The organism is Terrabacter sp. BE26 (assembly GCF_041941675.1).
Lineage (GTDB): Bacteria > Actinomycetota > Actinomycetes > Actinomycetales > Dermatophilaceae > Terrabacter.
The window spans coordinates 1,106,514-1,123,517 of record NZ_CP090122.1; the positions used below are offsets into that span (position 1 = coordinate 1,106,514).

Below are 17,004 nucleotides of genomic sequence, written 5' to 3' on the forward strand. Positions count from 1 at the left end.
GCTCAGGACCCGGCTCCCGGGCCCGGGTGGGTTGGCACGTCTGGTTCGGAGTCGCGCATCGGGCGGATTGGGTGCGGCTCGTCCCCGCGTCGCAAAGGGCGTGGAGAGCGGTGCAGCAACCGTCTGGCGGATCGCCCAAGCGGTGAAGATCGCCCTCTCGGTCGAGTGCCCATGGGCACAATCGTGCTGACCTCGACGGGCCCCTGAGACGACCTATGGCGTCAGACCGCCAGGATGAGCGAAAGCGCAACACCCGCGACGGCGCATCCGCCGAGGGTTCGGAGCACCGACCAGTTTCGGCCGAAGATGAGGTAGAAACCCAGCGCCATCACAGCGACGGCATCCCACTGGATGCTGGTCCAGACCGGAGCCTGGAGGTCGAACGGCCCAGCCGTGATGTGGCGCGTTCCGTCGAACAGGGTGTGGACGGCGAAGAACGCGGCCAGGCTGGCGATGACGCCGACGACGGCGGCGGTGATCCCGCTCAGCGCTGCCGACAGGGTGCGGTTGTGCCGCAGGCGCTCCACGTACGGGGCGCCCAGCAGGATGAACAGGAAGCACGGCACGAAGGTCACCCAGGTGACCAGCAGCGCGGCGAGGACGGCCGCTACCCACGGGTTCAGCGAGCCGGGGTCGCGGTAGGCGCCAACGAAGGCGACGAACTGCACGACCATGATCAGCGGACCGGGGGTCGTCTCCGCGAGCGCCAGACCCTTGACCATCTCGTTGGGAAGCAACCAGTGGAAGACGTTCACGGCCTGCTGTGCGACGTAGGACAGGACTGCGTAGGCCCCGCCGAAGGTCACCACCGCCGCGCCGGAGAAGAACCTGCCCTGCTCGACGAACACGCTGTTCGGGCCGAACGCGCCTGCCGCGAGCAGCACCGGGGTGAACCAGAGAACAAGCCCCACGACCAGGATGGTGACCCAGCGTCGGGTCGAACCGCGCTCCTGGTGCAGCTGGTCGTCGGCAATGAGCGGCGCCGGCCGGTCGTCGGCCGGTGCCGGCTTTGATGCCGCCAGCGCTGGCCGGGCGAGGGCCAGCAGCCAGCCGAGCACACCGGCCAGCAGGATCACGACCGGGAATGGGACGGCGAAGAACGCCAGCGCGATGAAGGCAACAAGCGCGAGAGCGACCAGGCCGGGGGCTGTGAGCGACCGCTTGCTGACCCGGACGACGGCCTGCACGACGATTGCGATGACCGCGGGCGCCAGCCCGAGGAACAGTGCATCCACGAGAGCCGTGTCGCCGTAGCCGACGTAGACGGCGGACAGGGCAAGCAGAGCCATTGCGCCGGGGAGCACGAACAGCGTTCCGGCGATCAAGCCGCCGGGGATTCCGTTCAGGAGCCAGCCGACGTAGATGGCGAGCTGCTGGGCCTCCGGCCCCGGCAGCAGCATGCAGTAGTTCAGGGCGTGCAGGAATCGGCCCTGTCCGATCCATCGCTTCTCGTCGACCAGGGTTCGCTGCATGACCGCGATCTGTCCGGCAGGCCCGCCGAAAGTCTGCAGCGAGATGGCGAACCAGGCGCGAGTCGCCTCCCTCAGCGGTAGCACGTCACGACCGCTGGGGTTCACGAACTTCGCCCTACCTCGAGGCACGCTCAGATGATCACACGGACCTCAGGTGTCCGTCTGCTCATCGGCCGGGCAGGTCCGGGGACCGGCTCCATGAACGCCGCCATCCTTCACGGCCTGTTCACCCGCCGGCGGGCTCCTCGGCGCCCGGGACGGGCAGAGTGGGCGGTATGTCACTGGCGCGAAACGCACACCGATCCTCGTCGACTCCCCAGGCGGCGTTGGGCGCCGCCTTCCTCATCGCCGTGAGCTTCACGACGGCCGGGTCCACCCACGCGGCACCTCCAGCCGCTCACGCGGCATACGCCCGGTCGCTGCCCCTGGGCCCCGCTGGTCTGCCCGAGACCCGAACGACGACGACGCTCCAGCCCGGTGTGACGTCGACCCACATCGTGCGCGGCGCCTTCGACCCGAGCACGCCCTGGGTCGTGGAGCTCAGCATCCCCTCGAGCAGCACCAGCCCCGATCCCGACGCACCCCCACGAGCGGTCCAGGACCAGTCCAGCGCCGACGACCTCGTCCGCCGCCTAGCGGCAGCCGGCTTCACGGCACGGAGCGAAGCCGTGCGCCAGCCGGCCGTCGCCGACGTCCCGGCCGGCGTGATCGGATACCGGGTTCGAGCAACCCCCACGTTCTCGTCGCAGGCCGACGCGACGGCATACGCCACCCGGCTGAAGGCAGCAGGGTTCAGCGGCCGCTCCTGGTACGCAGGGTGGGACGGGGCCAGCATGGCCAAGGGCCAGTGGAGCATCAACGTGCTGACCATCGACCCGCGCCGGTTCCGCGGCCGCCTCGGTGCGACCTTCGGCCCGGACCTCGTGAACCGCGAGACGACCACGGCGCTCGGCGAGTACGCCCACGCCAAGGCCGCGGTGAACGGCGGCTTCTTCGTCCTCGACCCGAAGGCAGGCGCGCCCGGAGACCCGGCAGGGGCCGGCGTCTACGGAGGCGTCCTGGAGTCCGAGACGGTGGCCGGACGCCCGGCACTCGTCCTCGACGCCCACGCACTGCACACCCGGATCGCCAGGCCGGTGTGGAAAGCCCGCTTGAGCACCCGGTCCTCAACGCTCGCCCTCGACGGGATCAACCGGGTGCCGGGGCTCATCCGCAACTGTGGCGGAGATGCCGGCGACCAGCCCACCGACCACCCCATGCACGACACCACGTGCACCGACCCGGACGAGCTCGTCGCGTTCACCACCGCCTACGGCGCCTCGACTCCGGCCGGCCCCGGGGCCGAGGTGGTGCTCGACCGCACCAGCCGCGTGGTCCGCGTCGATGCCCAACGAGGCACAACGCTCCAGCCCGGGCAGCGGTCGGTCCAGGCGACCGGGGACCTGACCCCCACACTGTCGGCACTGCGTCCCGGGCAGGTTGCCCGGCTCGACCTGCGCCTCACCGAAGCCGGCGGAGGCAGTCTGGTCCGACCCGGCACGACCGTCGTCAACGGAGGGCCGCAGCTGCTCCGCAACGGCGCCGAGTACATCACCCAGAACACGGACGGCATGGTCCACCCCACCGACCCCTCATTCGCCTACGGGTGGGTGCTGCAACGCAACCCCCGCACGTTCGCCGGTGAGGACGCGGCCGGTCGCACCCTGCTCGTCACGGTGGACGGCCGCCAGCCCGACCAGCTCGGGTTGTCCATCCCGGAAGAGGCGCGGGTCGCGCAGGCTCTGGGGATGCGTGAGGCGGTGAACCTCGACGGTGGTGGTTCCACGGCCATGAGCATCGCCGGTCGCCTGGTCACCCACCCCTCGGACGCCTCCGGGGAGCGACCTGTGGGTGACGCGATCGTCATCCGCTAGGCAGGTGACGGTTGCGCGATCGGTGGACTGCGGTCACGGCGCAGGTGCGGCGGTCGCCTCGCCATTGCGACTCGGCCCCGTACCGCGGTGAACGGCTCGCCCAGATCGGCGGGACGCAGTGGAACAAATATGGTGGCTCAGCGCCGGGTGCATGGCACGCTTGCGCCATGGTTTCTGAGCGCTATCTGGAACCCGGATGGTTCACGCGCAAGGTCTTCAACCGCATGGTCGTGGCCGCGACCCGCAGGGGGCTCAGCATCTGGGGGTCGCGCATCCTGGAGGTGCGTGGACGCACCAGCGGCCAGATCCACCCGGTTCCCGTCAATGTGCTCACCCTGGGCGAGAGCCGCTACCTGGTGGCGCCGCGAGGAGTGACTCAATGGGTGCGCAACATGCGCGTGGCACGGGAAGGGACGTTGCGACTGGGCGGTCGCTCTGAGCCGTTCCACGCAACAGAAATCGCGGATTCCGAGAAGGTTCCGGTCCTGCGGGCCTACCTGAAGCGGTGGAAGATGGAGGTCGGTGTCTTCTTCGACGGCGTTGGAGCAGACGCCGATGATGCGGAGCTGGCACGCATCGCGTCCAGCCACCCTGTGTTCCGCGTCGACATGAAGACTCCTTGACCGCTGGGCAACGGCCCGTTAGCGAGCAGCCGTGAGGAGCGACTGCCTTCGACATGACCGACAGGGCTGTCAGGCCCACCTCGTCCAGGGTGTTGGCTTCCGGTTCGGAGTGGTCGATGGCGCAGACCACGGTGTGCACGGTCGCGCCGAGCTGACGCAGCGCGACGGATGCGTTCCGCACGGCACCGCCTGTGGTGATGATGTCCTCGATCAGTGTGACCGTGCGACCGGTGAAGTCGCCGCCCTCGGCCAGCCGGCAGGTGCCGTACGTCTTGGGCTCCTTGCGCACGAAGATCGCGGGCAGTCCGGTCAGGGCGCTCACCATCGTCGCGATCGGAACGCCACCGAGCTCGAGCCCACCGAGGACCTGCGTATCCGAGGGCAGCATCGGCACGAGCCCCATCGTGCCATCGGGCGGGAACCGCGTCCTGTCACGGGATCGCGCCAAGCAGCTGTGCCCTGAACGCCGCTGAGCCCTACAACGACGGACATCCGCAACGGCCAGGGCGGTACTCGCCGGGGACATTGGTCGAGGGAAGTGCCACTCATCGCCCTGAACTCCTGACACCGGTGGGACTCCGGGGGTGGAGTGGAACTGGCTCAAGGTTCACTTCGCACCCGGTTGGGGCTTCCTCGAAAACCGACGGACCCGCCCGGATCGCCCTCACGGGCCCTCAACAGTCAAGGAGCATCCGATGACCACCAGCATCGAGACGCAATACCGCACCGTCGACGGACTCCGCATCCGCTACGCCGACACCGGCACCACCGCAGGCCCCACCGTCCTGCTCACCAGCCCCTGGCCCGAAAGCCTCCACGCGTTCACGCCCATCTGGTCGTCGCTCGCCGCACGCGCTCGCTTGTTCGCCGTCGACCTGCCCGGCTTCGGGCGATCCGAGCGCCGCGACGACCTCCTCTCACCGCGGGCGATGGGTGAGTTCCTGGCCCGGCTCGTCGTCGAGGCCGACCTCGGCAAGCCGTACATCGTCGGCCCTGACGTCGGCACGGCCGCTGCGCTCTTCGCCGCTGCCGCCCACCAGGGCCTCTTCTCCGGCCTCGTCATCGGTGGCGGCGGCACCGCGTTCCCCCTGCAACTCGGCGAACCGCTCGCATCCTGGGTCCTCGACCCGGACCTCGACCGGTACCGCGCGGTCAACCCGGCCACGATCGTCAATGCCGCCGTCGACAACCACGCGGGCGCCGTCCCCGACGCGATCCGCGCCGACTACCTCGCCAGCTACGAGGGCGAACGGTTCGTGGAGTCGATGCGGTACGTGCGCCGCTACCCCCAAGAGCTGCCGGTCCTGGCCGACCTCCTACCCCAGCTGCAGGTCCCCGTGACCGTCGTCAGCGGCCGCCACGACCACGTCGTACCGCTGGCCAACGCCACCTACGTCGCCGACCGAGCCCCCTACGCCAGCAACGTCGTCCTCGACGCCGGCCATTTCCTCTGGGAAGAGGTCCCCGACCAGTACGCAGCAGCCGTCCTCGACGCCATCACCATGTCGAGACAACCCGACATGACGTGATCGACGACAACCGGATTCACAGCTCGTCGGACGACGTCCGACCATGCCGGTCCTCGGACGACGTCCGACCATGCCGCACAGACTGGCCGGACGGGCCCGAGCCGCTCCTGGTACAGCTGTGTCCGTGACGTGCCGGCGGGTACTGCTCGCCGCGACCGCAGGCATGGCATGGCGCTACGGTGCCGATCACCAATCCCCCACGGAAGCAGGCAAAAACGTGGCATCGAACCGCGCACTCATCGCCGCGGCGGCCGTCATCGCCGCCAGCTGCACCGCGCTGGGCGGCTGCGGGGATGGGGGTACGTCGCTGCAGCAGTCGTGCCAGTCGTTCTACTCCCGGTACAAGGCCACGAACGCTGACGCGGTCGCCTCGGACTTTCGCGCGTTCGCCAGCCGGCTCGGCCCGTTGTACGCCGAGGTCGCCAAGAACGGCGACTCGGAGTCGAAGTCGCTCTTCGAGCCGGCCGCGAAGGCGATGCAGTCGCTCGGCAACGGCGGCGCGTACGAGAAGAGCACCCGCGATGCGCTCAACGCGGTCGACCAGGCGTGTTCGCCGTGGGGGCCGCGGTCCTGAGCAGTCGTGGTTACGTGGCCGCTGTGCACCGCGCAACACCATCCCGCAGATGGCGCGAGCTGCGCCGTCGCTCCGAAGTTGGAGCTGCTCCCGTGCCACCGAGCCGCCGGCCGTGGACTGCTATTTCGTCAGTGCCCTGGTGTGAGCCGTCATCTGGGCGACGAAGCGGTCGATCTCTCTGCGCGTGCGCAACCGATGGAAGGTGATGTGACTCCACTGCGGGTCGGTCATCGCCTGTGCGTAGCGCTCCTGTGTGCGGGCGTACGTCGTCCACGCCCACCAGAGAATCGAATCCTCCCCGCGCCAGAACATCAGGCCTCGCCAGCTCTCGCGGTTGCCGGCCCACAAATCCTCCCGTGTTGCCGCGCGACGCACGGCCCGGGACACCGACTGCCAGATCGCCCGCCATCGCGGCGAGACCGCTGCTCTCGCCCGTCACATCTCCGCCCAAACCTCTCATCCCTGCGGTTCCCCGGGGCTGCCGGAGCCACGGTTGCGTGACGTCCGTGTTCGTGGGCCGATGCACGAGGTGCGGCGATATGGCCCCGCGGGGCAACGTCGATGAGCCATGATGAGCCCAGGTCGGCAGGGCTTCGACAGGGAGCGTCCACGCTCCGCCGTCATGCTTCGCGATGTGTGAGCGGTGATGCGCGTGGCCGTGGGAGCAAAGAGCGACAAGCCCTCGGGCGTGGCCTTCAACGGCCGGCTCGCGGTCCTGCTCGCGATGGCGATGTTCGTCCTGGTCGTCGACACCTCGCTGATGAACGTGTCGATCTCGGCGGTCGTGCACGATCTCGACACGACGGTCAGCGGCGTGCAGTCCGCCATCGCGCTCGAGGCACTGGTTTCCGCGGCGTTCATCCTCATCGGCAGCAAGGTCGGTGATCTCTTCGGGCGCAAGCGCGCCTACATCGCGGGGCTGCTCGGGTACGCCGTAGGCGCGGTCGCCATGACCCTGGCCCAGGGGCTTGCGGCGATCATCGTGTTCTGGGCGCTGATCGGCGGCATCGGCGCGTCTCTGCTGCTCCCCGCGATGCAGTCCTTGATCCACGGCAACTTCGAGGGAGCCGCGCAGAAGCGCGTCTACGCGCTCGTCGGAGCCGCCGCGGCGATCGCGGCCGCCGTCGGGCCGCTGCTCGGCGGTCTGATCACGACGTTCCTGTCCTGGCGGGTTGGCTTCCTGCTCGAGGCCTTGATCATCGCCGTCGTGCTGTCCGGGGCCGGGCTGGTCAAGGACGTCCCGTACACGGGCGAGCGCCGGATCGACCTCGTCGGCTCGGCCCTGTCCGTCGTGGGGATGGGCGGACTCGTACTGGGCATCCTGGTCTGGCAGGAAGGAGGCGAGTTCGTGCTGGCGCTGCTCCTGCTCGGCGGCGCGGCCCTCGCCGGCCTGGCGTACTGGCTGCGACGGCGCAAGAGCCGGGGGCAATCGGCGCTGCTCGACCCAGACCTATTCACCTCCAAGCCGTTTCGCCTCGGCGTCACAGCGCAGATCATGCAGCAGATCGCCCTGGGCGGCACCATGATCGCCCTCCCCATCTACCTCCAGATGGTGCTCGAGTACAACGCCCTGCAGTCCGGCCTGTCGATCGCGCCCCTGTCGCTGAGCATGTTCGCGATCGCCATGCTCGCCGGAAAGCGGTCCGGCAACCGGCGACCGGCCGGGATCATCCGCGTCGGCTTCGTGCTGCTCCTGCTCGGGATGCTGGCGGTGGTTCCGGTCGTGCCACGCGCGCAGTCCGGCTGGGCGCTGACGCTTCCGCTCCTGGTGGCCGGGTCCGGGCTGGGGCTGCTGGTGTCGCAGCTGAACAACTACACCCTCTCGCCGATCACCGAGGAGCGGGTGAGCGAAGCGGCCGGGGTGAACTCCGCGGGAGGGTCCTTCGGGCTCTCGTTCGGGCTCGCGTTCGCCGGCGCGATCATGCTCGCGACGCTGTCGTTCACCTTCACGAACATGGCGCAGTCGAGCACCGTGCTGTCGACCGCCCAGCAGCAGCAGGTTGCCGCAGCGCTCGAGGAGGACGCCGAGGTGATGAGCAACACTGCCCTCCGGCAGCAGATCGCCGGCCAGCCACCGCAGGTCCAGGCCGAGATTGTCCGGATCAACACCGAGGCCAGGCCCCGGTCCCTGCAAGTCGCATTGCTGGTGCCGATACTCGCTGCGCTGCTCGGACTGCTCACCTCCTTCCGTATGCTCCGGATGCCCGACCCGGAGCCCTCCGGCGCAGCAGACGGGACACTGCTGGGCTGACGGACCGCTCAGACGACAGGCAGGCCCTCGTGACTCAGCTGTGCATGCACCAGAGGCTCGCCCGCGACGAGACGACGCACCCCTCGGATCTCAACCGCTGAGCTGCCCCAGCCCGAGGAGGTGCAAGAGCTCGTCACCGAGGCCGCGGGGACCCCGACGGGGGCGCTCCCCACGGTCGGGTACTTCGAGATTGGCCTCGCCCGGAGTCGCCGAGTCGTAGATTGAGTTAAGGCTAGATCCAGCTGAACTCAGCGACGACTGCCACGTCGGCCCAGCGGACTTGAACTGGCAGGGTTCCCGCCCACTGGACCCCGGACAGCCACGCACCACAGGATGCGATGTGCCGATGACCGGACCCCCGCCACGCCTCAGACGCCGGGTGCAGGTGAGTGGCGTGGTCCAGGGCGTCGGCTTCCGCCCACACGTCTACGCGCTCGCGCGCTCGCTCGACCTCGCCGGCGCCGTCTGGAACACCGCCGACGGGGTGGTCGTCGAGGTCGAGGGAGCTGCGCCCGACGTCGCGTCGTTCTGCGACCGGGTCGGCCGGGAGGCGCCGCCCCTGGCGGTGGTCACCGGGGTCACGGCCGCCACCGTGCCCCCGACCGGAGGCACCGGCTTCACCATCAAGGACTCCGCGCATGCGCCCGGGCGGACCTTCGTCTCCCCCGACGTGACGATCTGCGACGACTGCCTCGCCGACCTGCTCGACCCGGGCAACCGCAGGCACCGGCACCCGTTCGTCACCTGCACCAACTGCGGGCCACGGTTCACCATCACCACCGCACTCCCCTACGACCGGCCCACCACGACGATGGCCGGATTCCCTCTGTGCCCGGTGTGCGCCCTGGAGTACGCCGATCCGGCCGACCGCCGGTTCCACGCCCAGACCATCTGCTGCCCCGAGTGCGGGCCTCGGCTGACCCTCGCGCAGCCCGGCCGCGACACGACGTACGGCGAGGAGGCGCTGGCCGAGGCCCGGAGCCTGGTGGCCGCGGGAGCGGTGCTCGCGGTCAAGGGGATCGGCGGCTACCACCTGGTCTGCGACGCGACCAGTGGGTCGGCCGTGGCCATGCTGCGCAAGCGCAAGCAGCGCGGCGACAAGGCCTTCGCGGTCATGGTCCGCACCTTCGACGACGCCCGCACGCTGGTCGACCTCGACGACGCGGAGAGCGAGCTGCTGTCGAGCCGGGCCCGCCCCATCGTCCTGGCCGTGCGGCGGCCGGACGCGCCGGTGGCCCCCGCCGTCGCGCCGGGCAGTGCCGACCTCGGGGTGATGCTGCCCTCCACCCCGCTGCACCACCTGCTGCTCGGCCTCCCCGGCGATGTCCCCGGCCCCGTCGCACTCGTCATGACGTCGGGCAACCTCTCCGGCGAGCCGATCGTCATCGACGACGGGGCAGCCCGCACCAGGCTGAGCCTCCTCGCCGACGCCTGGCTCGCCCACGACCGCCGCATCCACGTGCCGTGCGACGACTCGGTGACGCGAGTGGTCGACGGGCGGGAGGCTCCGGTCCGGCGCTCCCGAGGCCACGCCCCGCTCCCCGTCGACCTGCCCTTCGAGGCACCGGCCTCACTCGGGGTCGGGGGGGACCTCAAGAACACCTTCTGCCTCGCCGAGGGCCGGCTGGCCTGGCTGTCTGGCCACGTCGGCGACATGGACGACCTCGTGACCCTCGACGCCTTCACCGGTGCGGTCGCGCACCTCGAGGCGATCACCGGCGTCTCCCCTGCCGTCCTCGCGTGCGACCGGCACCCGGGGTACCGCTCGCGGGGATGGGCCCGGGCGCACGCCGCCGGCCGGGAGGTCTACGGCGTCCAGCACCACCACGCCCATGTGGCCTCGACCATGGCCGAGCACGGCGTCCCCTCCGGCGTCCGGGTGCTGGGGGTGGCCTTCGACGGCACCGGGTACGGCGACGACGGCGCAGCCTGGGGCGGGGAGTTCCTGGTCGCGAGCTACGCGTCGTACGAGCGACCCGAACACCTCGGCTACGTGTACCTGCCCGGCGGCGACGCCGGGGTGCGCAACCCGTGCCGCATGGCGCTCTCCCACCTGCACGCCGCCGGCATCGACTGGGACGCGCGGCTGCCCTCCGTCCGCGCGTGCAGCGCCGACGAGCTCGCGCTGCTACGCAGGCAGCTCGACACCGGGGTGGGGTGCGTCCCGACGTCCAGCATGGGCCGCCTCTTCGATGCGATCGCCTCCCTCGCCGGGATCCGGCACCGCATCGGGTACGACGCCCAGGGCGCGATGGAGCTCGAGGCGCTCGCGCGGTCGGCCGCCGGCACCGGCGGCTACCCGTTCGCCATGGACGGCAGGGTCATCGACCCCGGACCCGTGGTCGCCGCCGCCGCCTCCGACGTGCTCGCGGGCGTCCCGGCGGCGGTCGTCGCCGCCCGCTTCCAGCAGGGCGTCGTCGACCTCGTGGGGGCGGTGCTCATCCAGCTGCGTCAGGAGACCGGGATCGGACGGGTCACCCTCAGCGGTGGGGTGTTCCTCAACGCAACCCTCACCGCAGGCTGCGCCCGGGTCCTCACGGATGCGGGCTTCGAGGTGCTCCGGCACCACCGGGTCCCGGCCAGCGACGCCGGGCTCGCCCTCGGCCAGATCGCGGTGCTCGCTCACCGCACCCGCGGCAGGCAGCGTGCGCCGCTGCCGGAACAGGAGACGCCATGTGCCTAGCTGTCCCAGGACAGGTCCTGGAGATCACCGAGAGAGACGGGACGAGGATCGCGCAGGTCGACTTCGGGGGGGTCACCAAGGAGGTCTGCCTGGAGTACGTCCCCGACCTGCAGGTCGGCGAGTACACCATCGTGCACGTCGGGTTCGCGCTGCAGCGCCTCGACGAGCAGTCGGCCCTGGAGACGCTGGAGATCTTCCGGCAGATGGGTGAGCTGGACGCGGAGTTCGGCGACCACTGGGGACGGGCCGCCCAGCAGGCCGGCCTGCCGCGCCCGGACCAGGAAGGAGAGCTGTCGTGAAGTACCTCGAGGAGTTCCAGGACCCCGCGCTCGCGGAGCGGCTGCTGGGCGACATCCGGGCCACGGTCACCCGGCCCTGGGCGATGATGGAGGTCTGCGGCGGCCAGACCCACTCGATCATCCGGCACGGCCTCGACCAGCTGCTGCCCGACGGCATCGAGCTGATCCACGGGCCCGGCTGCCCGGTGTGCGTCACCCCCCTGGAGGTGATCGACAAGGCCCTCGAGATCGCGTCTCGGCCGGACGTCATCTTCTGCTCCTTCGGCGACATGCTGCGAGTGCCCGGCAGCAAGCAGGACCTCTTCCGGGTCAAGAGTGCCGGTGGCGACGTGCGGGTCGTCTACTCCCCACTGGACGCGCTCACCCTGGCCCGAGAGAACCCCGACAAGCAGGTGGTCTTCTTCGGCATCGGCTTCGAGACGACCGCACCGCCGAACGCGATGACCGTCTACCAGGCGAAGAAGCTCAAGGTGCAGAACTTCAGCCTGCTGGTCAGCCACGTTCGGGTGCCACCGGCCATCGAGGCGATCATGACCTCCCCGGTATGCCGGGTGCAGGCCGTCCTCGCGGCCGGCCACGTGTGCACCGTGATGGGCACAGGCGAGTACCCCGGGCTCGCCGAGCGCTTCGGCGTCCCCATCGTCGTCACCGGCTTCGAACCACTCGACATCCTCGAGGGGATCCGGCGCGCGGTGCACCAGCTCGAGGAGGGGCGCGCCGAGGTCGAGAACGCGTACCCGCGCGTCGTGGCTCCGGAGGGGAACCCGGTGGCGATCCGGATGCTCGAGGACGTCTTCGAGGTGGTGGACCGCTCCTGGCGCGGCATCGGGATGATCCCGCAGAGCGGCTGGCGGCTCTCCGAGCGCTACCGCGAGTACGACGCCGAGGAGCGCTTCCGGGTCAGCGACATCCACACCCAGGAGTCGACGGTCTGTCGCAGCGGGGAGGTGCTCCAGGGACTGATCAAGCCGCACGAATGCTCGGCATTCGGCACGCAGTGCACCCCGCGCAACCCGCTGGGCGCGACGATGGTCTCCAGCGAGGGCGCGTGCGCGGCGTACTACCTCTACCGCCGGCTGCAGGTGCCCGGCTCCAGGGACCCGCGGGAGGTGAGCTCCGTTGGCTGAGCCGCTGATCCTCGCAGTCGGCGGGGACCTTCCGAGCTTCGAGGGCTGGACCTGTCCGCTGCCACTGCGGGACAGCCCCACGATCGTGATGGGCCACGGCGGCGGTGGGGCGATGTCGGGCGAGCTGGTCGAGCACGTCTTCCTGCCGGCCTTCGCCGACTCGTCGCTGGCCCAGCTCGGCGACTCGGCGGTGCTCGAGGTCGGGGACGGGCGCCTGGCGTTCTCGACGGACTCCTACGTCGTCCGGCCGCTCTTCTTCCCGGGCGGCTGCATCGGCGACCTGGCGGTCAACGGAACGGTGAACGACCTGGCGATGAGTGGCGCACGGGCGCTGTTCCTCTCTGCGGCCTTCATCCTCGAGGAGGGCACCGACGTGACCCGGGTCGGCGCCGTCGCCCAACGGATGGGCGAGGCGGCCGTGCGGGCGGGGGTCCGGGTGGTCACCGGCGACACCAAGGTCGTGGAGTCCGGGCACGGGGACGGGGTCTACCTGAACACCGCCGGGATCGGCGTCGTACCCGAAGGCGTCGACATCCGGCCGGACCGGGCCCGGCCGGGCGACGTGGTGATCGTCAGCGGCGACATCGGCGTGCACGGGATCGCCATCATGAGCGTGCGCGAGGGCCTGCAGTTCGGGACCGAGGTGCAGAGCGACAGCCAGCCGCTCGGCGACCTGGTCGCCACCATGCTCGGGGTGACCCGCGACCTGCACGTCCTGCGCGATCCGACCCGCGGCGGGGTGGCGACCTCGCTCAACGAGATCGCCCGCGCGTCGGGGGTGGGTGTCGCCCTGGACGAGCGGAGCCTGCCGGTGCCCGAGGTGGTCGCCAACGCCTGCGCGTTCCTCGGGCTGGACCCGCTCCAGGTCGCCAACGAGGGGAAGCTACTGGCGTTCGTGCCGCGGGACCGGGCCGACGAGGTGCTCGCGGCGATGCGCGCGCACCCCGCAGGGACCGCGGCGGCGGTGATCGGCGAGTGCGTCGAGGACCACCCCGGCATGGTGTCGGCCCGGACCAGCTTCGGCGCGGCCCGGGTCGTGGACCTGCCGCTCGGCGAACAGCTCCCCCGGATCTGCTGATGAAGTTCCTGGTCCTCTGGCAGCTCGAGCAGGCCCTGCTCTCGGACGCGATGGTGCGCTCGATTGCCCGCATGCCGGAGTACGGTGCTGCGCTCGAGGGCCAGGGGAAGGTCCTGATGAGGTACCACGTCGTCGGCGCGCACGGCGGCGCCTGGATCTACGACGTGGACTCGCACGAGGAGTTCGAGCGGCTGCTCGCGGTCGCACCGGTCTTCAACTTCGCGACGTACACCGTGCACCCCCTGGCCGACATGACGGGATCGGGCGATGACGGCTGACCTGGGCCGCAGGCTGACGCCGTACGACGAGCTCGGCGCACACCGCCATCTCGTGGTCAGCGAACGGCTGCGGCTGCGCCGCCGGGAGCTGGGGCTGACCCAGAAGGAGGTGGTGAGCCGGCTGCGCCGGATCGGCGTGGTGACGACCAACAAGGCGCTGTCCAGCCTCGAGCACGGCGCGGGTCTGGACGTCGGGAAACTGCCGGAGATCGCCAGAGCGCTCGAGTGCTCGCTGACCTACCTGGTCGGGCTCACCGACGACCCCGCCAGTTGGGAGCCGGACTTCGAGCACTGGCCAAGCCGCCGACGGGCTCCCGCGGTCGCGCCGGCGCCGGACCGCCGGACCGCGGGCTCGCCGGCGCACCGGGCGGCGTCCACCGGGCCGCGGATCCTCGGTCCGCTGTCCTGAGTGGACGGCTCTTCCAACGTATGCCGCCGACTGCACTTCCCCCGTACTCATCGAGGGAGGTTCCCCTGCGGCTGCCTCCCTTGATGAATCGGTTGAAGGGGCCGCTCGCGGGGCCTGTTGTTGGGGCCCGCTCGCGGGCCCGCTACATCCGGCGGATGTTCAGGTAGCGCCTGATGTCGGGCAGGGATGCGGCGATCACCGCACCCACGCCGGCCGAGACGAGCAGCAGGAACAGCTTCTTCACGTCAACCTCCTCAGCTCCTTGTCGACAACCTGGCCGACCAGGTCGGCTGCGGGCCCGACCGCGGCTCGGACCTCCGCCGTGAGCCCGAGGCCCTCGTCGAGCGAGCCCGGCTGGCAGCCCACGACCACGATCCGTCCGACGGTCCCGCCGAGGGTGGGCACCAGGGCCATCACCCCGCCCGGGGACAGGTCGTGGGCGTCGAGCATCACCTCGGGCAGCGGGTCGGCGACCGGCGAGCGGGGCGGCAGGTCCGGCTCGATGACGTACAGGGTCCCCGGCGGCCCGGACTGCTGGGCGACGGTGTCGACCAGCACCAGCACGTCGTAACCGCCGAGCAGCTCGTAGACCAGGTGCACCGAGCGGATCCCGAAGTCCTCGACGGCCACCCCGTCGGGCAGCTCCCGGCCGCGTAGCGCCGCGGCGACCTCGGTGCCGAAGCCGTCGTCACCGAGGAAGATGTTGCCGACGCAGGCGACGAGCACCCGGGCCATCAGCCGCCCACCTCCGAGAGGGGCTCGACCTCGTCGGGCGCGAAGTAGAGGTACCGGCCGTGCGCGGCTTTGAGGTTCGCGCCCGGGTCGTCGTCGACGGTGACCGCGAGGTGCTGGTGGCCGTCGACGTCGTGCAGCACGGCGGCGACGGTGGCGGACCGGCCCGCGAGGAACAGGTCGTGGGCGTCGGCCCGCCGCGTGCCGGGGCGCAGCAGCACCCGGCTGCCGCGGCGTACGTCGACCCCGCCGATGTGGATCGCGTCCCGCTCGGGATCCACCGAGGTGTCGGAGCCCGGATCCCACCAGGGCACGTCCGGGGACCGCTCCGGCTCGGGCCTGCCCGACGTCATGGCGTCGAGGTAACGCACCGTCCCGTGCAGCCGGTCCCACAGGTCCGGCGGCATCCCGTCGACCTCGCGCAGCAGCGCGGCCGTCCGCGGATCGGTGCCGCGGACCTCGCGCCGCTCCTCCTGCGACAGCGTCATGGTCCGCAGCATCAGCAGTTCGTCGATCTCGAGGGAGTCGAAGAACGCCGTCTCGCTCGCACCGGCCAGCTCGGGGTGGTCGTAGAGGATGATCGGCGAGCTCAGCACGACGTGTGCCTGCCCCGGAGGGCCGGCCAGCACGGGGAACACGCCCTCGTTGACGCAGCCGGCCACGAAGCCGGACGCCCACTCGCCCGGCTCGAGCTGTGAGACGAACGACGCGTCGGTCTGCAGCAGCAGGTGGCAGGCCACCAGCGCACGACGCAGCCACGCCGGCCGGTCGGTCTCCGGAGTCGCCGGGGTGCCGGTGTCGTTCGCGACCCGGACCGATACGAGCGTCACCGGGTACGGCGAGACCGCGCGCTGGGCGGACACCTCGACGCGGACCCGGAGCGGCACGCGTACCCGCACCAGCCGTCCCACGCCGTGGGGCAGCTCCTCGGTGGAGGTCCCGCCGGCCACCTCGACGGTCGTCGCCCGGCCCTCGGGCAGGGGCACGTCGAGCACCAGCTCCTGCGCGCACGCCTCGTCCCAAGGGACGTATGCCGTGTCCCCTGCGTCGAGCCGGTCGACGCGCCGGCCGCCGGCATCCTCGACGTACCGCTGCTGGACCTGGAGGAACCGGACCGTCACCCGCAGCGTCGGGTCGCGCCCGTCGATCACCACGTCGGTGCGGCAGCTCGACCGCTCGGAGGGGTCGACGGTCACCGCGTCCGCCGGCATCAGCACGCCCCACTGCCACCGGACCTGGTTCTTGGGGGCGGAGGCCCGGTAGGGGTAGAGCGCGTATCCCTCGTAGAGCACCGCGTCGGCCACCGCGCGGGCGGAGTCGAGCGCGCTCACGACCCGGCGTCCTCGTCGTGGGCGCCGCCGTCGGCGTCGTTCTCGGCGCCGACGAGCAGCCGACCCAGTACGGCGTCCCAGCCGACCAGACCGTGCCGGCCGCGGTACTCGGTCAGCCGGTCGTGGGTGTCGCGGGAGACGCGCAGCCAGGCCTGGCCGGGGAAATGCACGTCCATCGCCGCGCGCCAGACCGCCATCGGCAGCCGCGCGCGGGCCTCCTTGTGCCAGGGCACCGGCTCGACGACGATCGAGCCGGTCCGCCCGGTGAACACCTGCCCGCTGAAGAGCAGCAGCAGGGGCGCCTCGCCCTCCTCGAGGCCGGCGAGCAGCTTGTGCGCCGCGACCTCGACGTCATAGCTCACCGGGAGCCGGAGCTCGAAGGAGCACTCGCCCGTGAACCCGGGCAGCACGTGCGAGAGGAAGCCGAGCTGGAGCGGCTGCATGGTCGAGCCCCATCGCGGACGCTCACCGAAGAGGTCCACGACCCGGGCCGCCTCGCGGTCGCTGTAGTGCCGACCCAGCGGCTCGATGCGCACCTGGCACCGCAGCGCGAGCGCGTGCACCCGGACGCCCGTGTGCTCCTCGGCGCGCATCTCGAGCACCACGGTGGGCCCGGCGGCGTAGCGGTCGGCGACGACGCCGGTGCAGGTGAAGTCGACGTCGGTCATCGGGTGGGCCGAACCGGCCAGCGGTGCGTCGCTCATC

The 17,004-nt window shown here is 71.0% G+C and carries 16 protein-coding genes; 11 read left to right on the forward strand and 5 right to left on the reverse strand.

What is annotated here, in order from left to right:
* Positions 1-221: 221 nt before the first annotated feature.
* On the reverse strand, positions 222-1,601 hold the full coding sequence (gene chrA / locus LQK93_RS05200; RefSeq protein ID WP_374970489.1) for a chromate efflux transporter: 1,380 nt from the start codon (positions 1,599-1,601) through the stop codon (positions 222-224).
* Positions 1,602-1,747: 146 nt separating this feature from the next.
* On the opposite strand from chrA, the gene LQK93_RS05205 reads away from it, so the two are divergent.
* The 11 genes from LQK93_RS05205 to LQK93_RS05255 all read left to right on the forward strand — a co-directional run bounded on the left by LQK93_RS05205 (position 1,748) and on the right by LQK93_RS05255 (position 14,236).
* The gene (locus tag LQK93_RS05205; protein ID WP_374970490.1) at positions 1,748-3,385 is read left to right on the forward strand and encodes a phosphodiester glycosidase family protein; all 1,638 of its coding nucleotides are present in this window, start codon (positions 1,748-1,750) and stop codon (positions 3,383-3,385) included.
* Between the two features lie 167 nt (positions 3,386-3,552).
* Positions 3,553-4,008 carry a nitroreductase/quinone reductase family protein gene (locus LQK93_RS05210; RefSeq protein ID WP_374970491.1) on the forward strand — a complete coding sequence of 152 codons (456 nt, stop codon included), beginning with the start codon at positions 3,553-3,555 and terminating at the stop codon, positions 4,006-4,008.
* Positions 4,009-4,703: 695 nt separating this feature from the next.
* The gene (locus LQK93_RS05215; RefSeq protein ID WP_374970492.1) at positions 4,704-5,537 is read left to right on the forward strand and encodes an alpha/beta fold hydrolase; all 834 of its coding nucleotides are present in this window, start codon (positions 4,704-4,706) and stop codon (positions 5,535-5,537) included.
* 217 nt (positions 5,538-5,754) lie between these two features.
* Positions 5,755-6,111 carry a hypothetical protein gene (locus tag LQK93_RS05220; protein WP_374970493.1) on the forward strand — a complete coding sequence of 119 codons (357 nt, stop codon included), beginning with the start codon at positions 5,755-5,757 and terminating at the stop codon, positions 6,109-6,111.
* A 724-nt stretch (positions 6,112-6,835) separates the two neighbouring features.
* Complete coding sequence (locus LQK93_RS05225; protein WP_374971451.1) at positions 6,836-8,362, forward strand: MFS transporter; 1,527 nt, start codon at positions 6,836-6,838, stop codon at positions 8,360-8,362.
* Positions 8,363-8,708: 346 nt separating this feature from the next.
* The gene (gene hypF, locus LQK93_RS05230) at positions 8,709-11,045 is read left to right on the forward strand and encodes a carbamoyltransferase HypF (RefSeq protein ID WP_374970494.1); all 2,337 of its coding nucleotides are present in this window, start codon (positions 8,709-8,711) and stop codon (positions 11,043-11,045) included.
* Positions 11,036-11,344, forward strand: coding sequence for a HypC/HybG/HupF family hydrogenase formation chaperone (locus tag LQK93_RS05235; RefSeq protein ID WP_374970495.1), 309 nt, complete (start codon positions 11,036-11,038; stop codon positions 11,342-11,344). The genes hypF and LQK93_RS05235 overlap by 10 nt, the downstream gene beginning before the upstream one ends.
* On the forward strand, positions 11,341-12,471 hold the full coding sequence (gene hypD, locus LQK93_RS05240; protein ID WP_374970497.1) for a hydrogenase formation protein HypD: 1,131 nt from the start codon (positions 11,341-11,343) through the stop codon (positions 12,469-12,471). The genes LQK93_RS05235 and hypD overlap by 4 nt, the downstream gene beginning before the upstream one ends.
* Complete coding sequence (gene hypE, locus LQK93_RS05245) at positions 12,464-13,549, forward strand: hydrogenase expression/formation protein HypE (RefSeq protein WP_374970498.1); 1,086 nt, start codon at positions 12,464-12,466, stop codon at positions 13,547-13,549. Before hypD ends, hypE begins: the two co-directional genes overlap by 8 nt.
* The gene (locus LQK93_RS05250; protein WP_374970499.1) at positions 13,549-13,827 is read left to right on the forward strand and encodes a muconolactone Delta-isomerase family protein; all 279 of its coding nucleotides are present in this window, start codon (positions 13,549-13,551) and stop codon (positions 13,825-13,827) included. Before hypE ends, LQK93_RS05250 begins: the two co-directional genes overlap by 1 nt.
* Positions 13,817-14,236: a helix-turn-helix domain-containing protein gene (locus LQK93_RS05255; protein ID WP_374970500.1), complete on the forward strand. Its 420-nt coding sequence runs from the start codon at positions 13,817-13,819 to the stop codon at positions 14,234-14,236. Before LQK93_RS05250 ends, LQK93_RS05255 begins: the two co-directional genes overlap by 11 nt.
* 142 nt (positions 14,237-14,378) lie before the next feature.
* Here the strand turns inward: LQK93_RS05255 and LQK93_RS05260 are convergent, their stop codons facing one another.
* The 4 genes from LQK93_RS05260 to LQK93_RS05275 are packed head-to-tail and all read right to left on the reverse strand — an operon-like array spanning position 14,379 to position 17,003.
* Positions 14,379-14,480, reverse strand: coding sequence for a hypothetical protein (locus LQK93_RS05260; RefSeq protein WP_374970501.1), 102 nt, complete (start codon positions 14,478-14,480; stop codon positions 14,379-14,381).
* Positions 14,477-14,971 carry a hydrogenase maturation protease gene (locus LQK93_RS05265; RefSeq protein ID WP_374970502.1) on the reverse strand — a complete coding sequence of 165 codons (495 nt, stop codon included), beginning with the start codon at positions 14,969-14,971 and terminating at the stop codon, positions 14,477-14,479. Before LQK93_RS05265 ends, LQK93_RS05260 begins: the two co-directional genes overlap by 4 nt.
* Positions 14,971-16,299, reverse strand: a complete 1,329-nt coding sequence (locus LQK93_RS05270; RefSeq protein WP_374970503.1) for a hypothetical protein — start codon at positions 16,297-16,299, stop codon at positions 14,971-14,973. The genes LQK93_RS05265 and LQK93_RS05270 overlap by 1 nt, the downstream gene beginning before the upstream one ends.
* Positions 16,296-17,003: a DUF6084 family protein gene (locus tag LQK93_RS05275; RefSeq protein ID WP_374970504.1), complete on the reverse strand. Its 708-nt coding sequence runs from the start codon at positions 17,001-17,003 to the stop codon at positions 16,296-16,298. Before LQK93_RS05275 ends, LQK93_RS05270 begins: the two co-directional genes overlap by 4 nt.
* Position 17,004: the final 1 nt, after the last annotated feature.

What these genes read in the sequence shown, in the direction of transcription:
- LQK93_RS05250 (WP_374970499.1), top strand. Translation starts at nt 13,549, where the DNA reads ATGAAGTTCCTGGTCCTCTGGCAGCTCGAGCAGGCCCTGCTCTCGGAC.
- LQK93_RS05210 (WP_374970491.1), top strand. Translation starts at nt 3,553, where the DNA reads ATGGTTTCTGAGCGCTATCTGGAACCCGGATGGTTCACGCGCAAGGTC.
- LQK93_RS05265 (WP_374970502.1), bottom strand. Translation starts at nt 14,971, where the DNA reads ATGGCCCGGGTGCTCGTCGCCTGCGTCGGCAACATCTTCCTCGGTGAC.
- hypF (WP_374970494.1), top strand. Translation starts at nt 8,709, where the DNA reads ATGACCGGACCCCCGCCACGCCTCAGACGCCGGGTGCAGGTGAGTGGC.
- LQK93_RS05275 (WP_374970504.1), bottom strand. Translation starts at nt 17,003, where the DNA reads ATGAGCGACGCACCGCTGGCCGGTTCGGCCCACCCGATGACCGACGTC.
- LQK93_RS05235 (WP_374970495.1), top strand. Translation starts at nt 11,036, where the DNA reads ATGTGCCTAGCTGTCCCAGGACAGGTCCTGGAGATCACCGAGAGAGAC.
- LQK93_RS05215 (WP_374970492.1), top strand. Translation starts at nt 4,704, where the DNA reads ATGACCACCAGCATCGAGACGCAATACCGCACCGTCGACGGACTCCGC.
- LQK93_RS05205 (WP_374970490.1), top strand. Translation starts at nt 1,748, where the DNA reads ATGTCACTGGCGCGAAACGCACACCGATCCTCGTCGACTCCCCAGGCG.
- LQK93_RS05225 (WP_374971451.1), top strand. Translation starts at nt 6,836, where the DNA reads ATGGCGATGTTCGTCCTGGTCGTCGACACCTCGCTGATGAACGTGTCG.
- LQK93_RS05255 (WP_374970500.1), top strand. Translation starts at nt 13,817, where the DNA reads ATGACGGCTGACCTGGGCCGCAGGCTGACGCCGTACGACGAGCTCGGC.